The following is a 1,440-nucleotide window of genomic DNA, read 5'->3' on the forward strand; positions in this document are numbered from 1 at the left end:
GATGCGCAAGGCCGCCGCGCGGGCGGGCGACATCGAGGTGCCGCCACTGTGGGCGGGATCGCGCTGGCGGGCCGCCGACGCCTACGCCGACCAGCCGGCCGCGGAGGTCGTCGCGGAGCTGTGGGACCGCGCGGGCGAGCAGGCGGGTTGGGCCGAGTAGGTCAGGTACGCGCCCACGGCGGCTAGGAAGAGGAGGCCCGCCGTTCGGCCTCGGCCGCGATGTCGGCGAGGTCCTGCTCCATGGTCTTGCGGGTGGACTTCTCGGCGAACTTTCCCATGAGCCCCATGACGACGCGGGAGACCGCGGGAGCGTGGGCAGTCTCGGCTCCGAAGCGCATCCGGAGCGTCGACCCGCCCTCGGCGTCGGGTGTGATGGTGAAGACGGTCGTGTACTCGGTCCCGCCGTTCTCGGCGACGATCGTGGTGGAGTGAGGCGGCTCGGCGGCCATCACCATCATCTCCTCGGTGGCCTTCATCCCGAACATCTTGCGGGTCTCGCGCCACCGCAGGCCGGGCTCATAGGGGCCGGTCGTGAGGATCTCGACCGCCACTACCCCGCTGAGCGTCCGGTGCGCCTCGGGGATGTCGGTGAGCACGGACCACACGGTGTCCGGGTCGGCGGCGACGTGGCGGGACAGGTCGAGTTCCATGGCCTCGAGGCTACCGGCGTCCAGCGTCGCGGAGGAAGCACGCGGACGCCGAAATAGGGAAACCGGCCCCCGCCGAGGCGGAGGCCGGTTTCTCGTGGTGCTCAGGTCAGCTGACACCAACCTGCGCGATGCGCCGTGAGGCGCGTCGGCTCAGAAGCCGAGGGCGTCGGTGACCGTGCTGACGAGCCCGGCGAAGAAGCCGAGGACGTCGGCGGCCAGGCCGGCGCCACCGTCGACGACCTGCGAGCCGGTGTTGACGGCGTCGGAGCCAGTGGCGAGGCCGGGGAGGAACTGCTCAATGGAACCCATGATGTGGTCCTTTCGTCAGTGGCGGCACCGGGTGCGCCGCTCGGTCTGTCGTGAGGATCTCACGGACCGTTGGTCCCTCAAGATCTCACCATCGGACCGTACGTAGTCCGTGCGACCGTTTCATCCGCTCGGGCCCCAAGACGGTCTAGAGTCCGAGGGAATCGTTTACCTGCGCAGGTGAAATCACGGAAGCACTTTAATGTGATCTAGGTCATTGTGCGCGTCGCACGGTGGGGCGAGTGGCCCGTCGAAAAGGGGGAGGGCCGGCTGAAATAGGCGACACCGGCATCCGCGCGAGGCGGATGCCGGTGTCGTTGCGTCGATCTGGGCCCGAAGGCCCGGGATCACTCAGCTCAGAGCGAGCCGACGATGTCGCCGAGCGAGCCGGTGACGGTGCCGTAGACGCCCTCGGCCGCGGTGGAGCCGGTGTTGACGAAGCCCTGGGCCGCGGTGGAGCCGGTGTCGATGAGGCTGTTGAAGA

At 69.1% G+C, this 1,440-nt stretch carries 2 protein-coding genes; both read right to left on the reverse strand.

Going from position 1 to position 1,440, the window contains the following annotated elements; all coding sequences use genetic code 11:
* Positions 1-182 precede the first annotated feature (182 nt).
* Entirely contained in the window at positions 183-650 is a 468-nt protein-coding gene (locus G6030_RS16120) for an SRPBCC family protein (RefSeq protein ID WP_061916119.1), read from the reverse strand.
* 150 nt (positions 651-800) lie between these two features.
* Complete coding sequence (locus G6030_RS16125) at positions 801-959, reverse strand: hypothetical protein (protein ID WP_182643806.1); 159 nt, start codon at positions 957-959, stop codon at positions 801-803.
* Positions 960-1,440 lie beyond the last annotated feature (481 nt).

It is taken from the genome of Dietzia sp. E1, from assembly GCF_014145015.1.
Classification (GTDB): domain Bacteria; phylum Actinomycetota; class Actinomycetes; order Mycobacteriales; family Mycobacteriaceae; genus Dietzia; species Dietzia cinnamea_A.

Excerpts from the sequence above, each read along its gene's own strand:
- G6030_RS16120 (WP_061916119.1), bottom strand. The coding sequence starts at position 650 with ATGGAACTCGACCTGTCCCGCCACGTCGCCGCCGACCCGGACACCGTG.
- G6030_RS16125 (WP_182643806.1), bottom strand. The coding sequence starts at position 959 with ATGGGTTCCATTGAGCAGTTCCTCCCCGGCCTCGCCACTGGCTCCGAC.